Genomic DNA, 6,788 nt, shown 5'->3' with positions numbered 1-6,788 from the left:
GAACAAAAAAACAGTGACGACCCATCACAACAAAGTGATGCTGAACAAGAAGGTGAGAAAAAAGAAGATTCAGACAACAAGCCCTCTAAAGAAGAAAAGTCTGAACAAGAAGAAAAAAACGAAACTGAACAAGAACAGCAAGATCAAGAAAGTGAAGCGAAAGATGATGATAAAAACAAGCCAACGCAAACACCTGCTCAGATTCGTGCAGAAGAGCAATTAGCAGAAGAAACTGAGCAAAAACATCAACAATTACTCAATAAAGTAACTGATGATCCGTATATGTTATTAAGAAATAAAATGCAGCTCGAATATCAAAAGCGTCGTAATAACCGAAGTAGCGCAAAAGGAACAAAAAAGTGGTAAAAATAGTGATGAAAACATTTATAACCTTATTAGCCATTGTTCTTAGTAATGCGCTTTTTACAAGTAATGCGTTAGCTGCAAGTCAAATAAGTGCAACTATCGATAAGAATCCTGTAGTGGTTAATGAATCTTTTATTTTAAAAATCACCATTGATGATGATGTCGATACTAACGCTTTAAATACCTCTGCTTTGTTACAAGACTTTATCGTTGGCAGAACTTCAGTGAGTTCTCAAACAAGTATGGTGAACTTTAAAACCACCCGTACAACAACTTGGAGCACCTTACTTATAGGGAAGAAAGCTGGAAATTTCATCATTCCCGCATTGACAGTAGCAGGTATAAAATCTCAAGCCATAAATGTTCAAGTATTAGCTGAAAATGATCCCCTTGCTAACAAGCAGCAAGACATATTTATTACGACTGAAGTCTCAGCTAAAGAAGTCTATGTTCAGCAGCAGCTTACATTAGTAGTAAAGCTTCACTTTGCTGCTGAGCTAAAGCGTGGAAGTCTAACTGAGCCGACCTTAGAAGGTGCAAGTATTACTCAAATAGGAAAGGATAAAGAAGAAGATACCGTTATTAACGGTCAACGCTATCGTGTTATTGAAAGAACGTATGCAATAAGTCCTAAAAACAGTGGTGAATTTATTTTAAAATCACCTATTTTTTCTGGCGAAATTTTAGTGCCATCAACCAGAAGAAATAATATGTTTAGTTTTTCAGAAACTAAGCCGGTAAGTGTTATTGGAGATGAAATCCCATTACTTGTGCGTCCTATCCCTGAGACATTTCAAGGAACTTGGTTACCCAGTGATTTACTTGCTATTCACCAAAATTGGCAGCCTGATATAGCTAAGTTTAAGGTGGGCGAACCTATTACTCGCACCATCACTTTGACCGCAGCAGGTTTATCACAAGAGCAACTGCCTATCCTTGAAATAACAGTTCCAAAAGGTTTAAAAGTCTATCCAGATCAAGCGCAGTTACATACGGGTATGAGTAGTGGCCATTTAGTCAGTCAGAAAGTACGAAATTTTGCTATTGTTGCGAGTAAGCCAGGTGAATATCAGTTACCAGAAGTAAGTATTCCATGGTGGAATACTGTGACCAATCGTTATCAAGTCGCAACTATTGCCGCGCAAAAAATCACGGTATTGCCTAATAGCGAACTTGAAACTGCCACCACTGTGGTTAGTAACAATCAAAATAAAGATCTCGCGCCCGCTAAAACAGTAATAATTACGCAGTCATCTTGGTTGCAGTGGTTATTTTTAGCTTTATGGTTACTGACGTCTTTAGCGTGGTTTATCAGTGTAAAACTGGCCAAACCTTCGCAAGCCAAGACACCTAAAAATGAAACCCCAAATAATAACGCTTATTTATCTTTGTTGGCTGCCTGCAAAAAGAATCAAGGGTTGGCCGTTCTCACTTTAATTTCACCTTGGATAAATATTTTACAAACTAAAGCAGGTAAAAAAATTACAGCGACGCTTGATGAGGCATTACTTGAGATTAACAGTGATGAATTTCAACAAGAGATAAATTATTTGCAGCAATGTTATTATGGAAAAGAACAAAAAGATTGGCAAGGAGATAGCCTAATAAAGTTGATTCAAGTGGTTAATAAGCAAGGTTTAAAAGAGAGTAAAGCAACAGTGTTATCCCTGAATCCAACGTAAAAATGAAATGATTTTTTTAAAAGCGAAATAAAATAATGTCTGCTCAGGTCTCTTACAACATGGCAACAAAACAAGTTAGATATGAAGCACTAGTTAAAGCATTGCATGGCGACTTATTCCGTTATGCATACTGGCTTTGTCACGACAAACATGTCGCTGAAGATTTAGTGCAAGAGACCTTTTTACGGGCATGGCGAGCTTTAGATTCATTGAAAGATGAAAAAGCCGCTAAGTCATGGTTGATCACAATTCTACGCAGGGAAAATGCCCGTCGTTTCGAGCGTAAACGCTTCGAGATGAGCGAATATGAAGAAGCCACTATAACCGATACTAAATCGACAAGTAGTGAACAAGAAATAGAAAACTACTGGCTACGTGAAAAAATAGCGCAAATGCCAGAAGAATACCGAGAGCCATTAGTACTACAAATTATTGGTGGTTTTTCAGGTGAAGAAATAGCTAAACAGCTTAATTTAAATAAGAATACCGTAATGACAAGGTTGTTTCGAGCGCGCAACCAATTGAAAGATGCTTTAGAGAATACTCCCAACGTTAGAGGCCAGTACAATGGATGATTTGCAATTTAGGCGTCGTATTTATGCAGATCCAAATACACGTGATGAAGATATGATTGCTGCGATGAATAGTGATCCTGCCAAACAAAGCTTTGCACAAGAGCTTGAAAGTTTAGACAACAAACTCTTTCAGGCGTTAAATATTGAAGTACCTAGTGGCTTAAGTGATAAACTTATTTTACGTCAAACGATGGCTAGTCATCAGCAGCAAAAACGCAAAAGCCGTGTACGCTTAGCATTAGCTGCATCCGTTGCCTTTGTGATGGGTTTAACCATTAACTTTATGCAGTTTTCTAGTGCATATAGTAACTTAGGGGATTATGCGATAGCTCATATTGCCCATGAAGAAGGTCATTTTTCTAACACTTCAGCTGCAAATGTTAGCTTAGCCTCTCTTAACGATAAAATGGCGACATTTAACGGGAGTTTTACCGACAGCATAGGTAAATTAATGTTTGCTGATTATTGCCGGTTTGATGGCATGAAAAGCCTGCACTTAGTTTTTAAAGGGGCAACAAGTATGGTCACCGTTTTTGTTGTTCCTGATAATGAAGACCTTGAATTTATCGCTGATTTTTCAACAGATAAATTAATAGGAAAATCCCAACACTTTAACAACAGTAATATTATTGTGGTTGGTGACAAAAGTGAATCACTCACGCAATGGCAAGCAGCGATTGATAAAAATATTAACTGGTCTATTTAAGCAATAACAAACATTGTTATTCGACTTATGACTTCGTCGCGCATGAAACCATGGCGACGAGGCTTTTAATCCTCTCGTATTAAAACCCCATTGCCCTGATACTGAACCGTCATCTTGATACTAAAATCGTCATACTGAACTTGTTTAAGTATCTACTACTTACCGCATTATCAACAGGTGCTGAAATAATAGAGCATTCCTTGCTATTAATGTGCAGCAGCCAACTTATAAGGCGCAGACTTAGGAAACTAGGAGTTGCTATTACCGTTAACGTCCAGGGATAGCTAAGACCTAGTAAGACAGGGTATCTGGGAGACGTAGAATATAAAAGCCCGTTATTGAATTTCAATAACGGGCTTTTTATTAATTTAATTTCAAGATAATCTCGAAAAATCAAGCGATAAAATAGAGTTAATCGATGTTGTGGTTGTGCTGCTCTATCATCTCATCAAACATTTTCTCAACAGATTCATCAGGTGCCGCGGTCATGTTACTCACCACAACAATAGCGATTGTTGAAAGAATAAAGCCTGGAACAATTTCATACATAACTGAACTTAATAATTCACCACCTACAGTGATAGGCACGTAGATCCAAAAGAGAACGGTTAATGCACCTGTTAACATACCTGCTAACGCACCTTGTTTGTTCATTTTTTTCCAGTAGAGACTTAAAATAACTAAAGGTCCAAATGCAGCACCAAAACCCGCCCAAGCATTACTTACCAAACTTAAAATAGAACTATTTCGATCATAAGCTAAAGAGATCGCAACAAGAGCAACTAACAACACAGAGATACGACCAACAAAAACAAGTTGCTTATCAGTAGCATCTTTGTTGAGAAAAGCTTGATAAAAATCACCGGTTAATGAGCTGGATGTCACTAATAACTGAGAAGATATTGTACTCATTATTGCAGCTAAAATTGCGGCAAGTAAAAAACCAGAAATAAGAGGATGAAATAAAACTTGAGAAAATAAGACAAAAATAGTTTCTGGGTCAGTTAATGTCGTTCCTGTTTTCGCTACATAAGCAATACCAGCAAAACCTGTTGCCATAGCACCACAAATAGAAACAATCATCCAAGTCATACCGATACGACGGGCGGCAGGTAAATCTTTAACTGAGCGAATCGCCATAAAGCGTACGATGATATGCGGTTGACCAAAATAACCTAGGCCCCAAGCCATCGCTGAAATAATAGCTAAAGCACTCACACCACTGAACATATTAAATTTTTCAGCATCAAGCGAATAAATAGTTTCATTCATAGCTTGTAAGCCTCCAATGTCGCTTATCACCACAAATGGAACCAGTACAAGCGCGACAAACATAATACATCCCTGCACAAAATCGGTTAGGCTAACGGCTAAAAACCCACCAAACATTGTGTAAAGTACCACAACACCTGCTGTAACATAGAGACCAGCTTCATAATTTAAACCAAAAGAACTCTCAAACAATTTACCACCAGCAACAATCCCTGATGACGTATAAAGTGTAAAAAAGATAATAATTACAATCGATGAAACTACGCGAAGTAAATGGCGTTTATCGTTAAAACGATTTTCAAAGAAGTCAGGTAATGTTATCGAGTCGTTAGCTACTTCTGTATAAGTTCTCAAGCGAGGTGCAACAATTAAATAATTAAAATAAGCGCCAATCACTAATCCGACAGCAATCCATATACTGCTTAAACCTGAAACATACATAGCTCCAGGTATACCCATTAACATCCAACCACTCATGTCAGAAGCACCAGCAGAGAGTGCAGTAACCGAAGGACTTAAATTACGACCTCCCAACATATAACCCGCAGCATCACTTGTTGATTTTTTATAGGCATATAAGCCTATACCGATCATTACAATAAAATATAAACCTAAAGAAAATAACGTACCAAAAGCCAAACTAACCTCCGAAAAATATTATTATATCTTTGCTGTGTAAAAGTAAATTTCTTTTACAGAACAAAAAATAGAATAAGCTAGTATGACTAGATATTTTTCTATTACTATACTTTTATTGTTTTCGTGTCTATAAAATGTATTATAAATGTAATTTTTTTATGACAGTGATTAATATATAAAAATAGTTAATGCTAATTGGTCATATTTCCAATATATTCACTGTAGTTATGATGTGATCAGGAATTATTATGTATTTTTATGCCGCAAGGCAACCCATTCTAGATAAAGACAAAAATCTTTTTGCCTATGAATTGTTATTTAGAGACAGTATTGATAACGTTTTTCCTGACATTGATGGCGACGAAGCCACAACCAAAATGATCGAAGCAAGTAAATTTAACTTAGGTATCGGTGAATTTACCGCGAATAAGCCCGCCTTTATTAATTTTACACTCGAAACGTTAAGCCTTGGTTACGCAAATATGCTAGCGACTGATGAAGTAGTTGTTGAGATTTTAGAGACGGTTAAGCCGGGTAAAAAACTATTAGCTATTTGTAAAGATCTTTACGAGCAAGGCTACACATTAGCGCTTGATGACTACGAACATCAAAAAGTATGGATCCACTTCTTTCCTTATATCAAAATAATAAAAATAGATTGGAAAATTTCCACTATTGAAGAGATAAAAGAAGTTAAGCAGGCGATTGTAAATTTTCCTGATATCAAATTACTTGCAGAAAAAGTTGAAACATATGACGAGTATAATCAAGCGTTAGAATTAGGTTTTGAGCTGTTCCAAGGTTTTTTCTTTGCAAAACCTGAAATGATAAAAACTAAGAGTCTATCTCCGTCACAAATAGCAATGGCTGAGTTACTTTATGAAACATCAAAGCCCGAATTAGATTTAATCAGTATTACATCAGTATTTGAGCGTGATGTTACACTTTCATATAAATTATTAAGATATGTCAACTCAGCAATTTTCCGAAGAAGCAAAGAGATATCTACAATAAAACAGGCACTTGTAACCTTAGGTTCTGAAGAGTTAAAACGCTTTTTAGGCCTAATGTTTGCTATAAATGTTAACCCTGACAAGCCTTCTGAGTTAATCAATTCAGCAATGGCTAGAGCAAAATTTTGTGAGCTTATCGCAAAAGATATTAGTGTTCCGGTAAATACCTCAATTGCATTTTTAACCGGACTATTGTCGTTAATTGATGCCATTTTAGATGAAAAACTTGAAACAGTTTTAGAAAAACTTCCCCTTGCTCAAGAAATAAAAGATCCTTTACTCACTAAAAAAGGAGTCTTGGCTGAATTAATACAATTGTTAGAGTTTATTGAACATGCACAATGGGAAAAAACCACTATTGTCATGAAAAAATTAGGTATTGAAAAAGAGAAAGTCATTAAAGATTATAATGAAGCACTCAATTGGGCTGATGAACAATCCCAAATGACCAATAGTTAACTTCGTTTCAAAAGCTAAAAGACCAAATTTTACATCTGTTTACCTGTGATATTACCTCTATGGACGGAGGTACTTG

General features: G+C 36.3%; 5 protein-coding genes and 1 pseudogene. 5 read left to right on the top strand and 1 reads right to left on the bottom strand.

Going from position 1 to position 6,788, the window contains the following annotated elements:
- The 4 genes and pseudogenes from H4J39_RS05455 to H4J39_RS05440 form a co-directional block, all read left to right on the top strand.
- Positions 1-366 (top strand): annotated as a pseudogene (locus H4J39_RS05455) (hypothetical protein); the annotation flags it as partial.
- Between the two features lie 8 nt (positions 367-374).
- Positions 375-2,048: a BatD family protein gene (locus H4J39_RS05450; protein ID WP_182226338.1), complete on the top strand. Its 1,674-nt coding sequence runs from the start codon at positions 375-377 to the stop codon at positions 2,046-2,048.
- Between the two features lie 59 nt (positions 2,049-2,107).
- Positions 2,108-2,623 (top strand): sigma-70 family RNA polymerase sigma factor, encoded by a 516-nt coding sequence (locus H4J39_RS05445; RefSeq protein WP_404842681.1) that lies wholly within the window; start codon positions 2,108-2,110, stop codon positions 2,621-2,623.
- A complete protein-coding gene (locus H4J39_RS05440) occupies positions 2,616-3,329 on the top strand; it encodes a DUF3379 family protein (RefSeq protein WP_182226337.1) in 714 nt (237 codons plus the stop codon). Before H4J39_RS05445 ends, H4J39_RS05440 begins: the two co-directional genes overlap by 8 nt.
- Before the next feature lie 411 nt (positions 3,330-3,740).
- Here H4J39_RS05440 and putP read toward each other — a convergent pair whose 3' ends face one another.
- Positions 3,741-5,240, bottom strand: coding sequence for a sodium/proline symporter PutP (gene putP / locus H4J39_RS05435; RefSeq protein WP_182226336.1), 1,500 nt, complete (start codon positions 5,238-5,240; stop codon positions 3,741-3,743).
- Between the two features lie 248 nt (positions 5,241-5,488).
- On the opposite strand from putP, the gene H4J39_RS05430 reads away from it, so the two are divergent.
- Complete coding sequence (locus H4J39_RS05430) at positions 5,489-6,712, top strand: EAL and HDOD domain-containing protein (protein WP_182226335.1); 1,224 nt, start codon at positions 5,489-5,491, stop codon at positions 6,710-6,712.
- Positions 6,713-6,788 lie beyond the last annotated feature (76 nt).

Source organism: Colwellia sp. Bg11-12, from assembly GCF_014076955.1.
Classification (GTDB): domain Bacteria; phylum Pseudomonadota; class Gammaproteobacteria; order Enterobacterales; family Alteromonadaceae; genus Colwellia_A.
The sequence above is the reverse complement of the archived record's forward strand: the minus strand, read 5'-3'. Positions and strand labels throughout refer to the sequence as shown.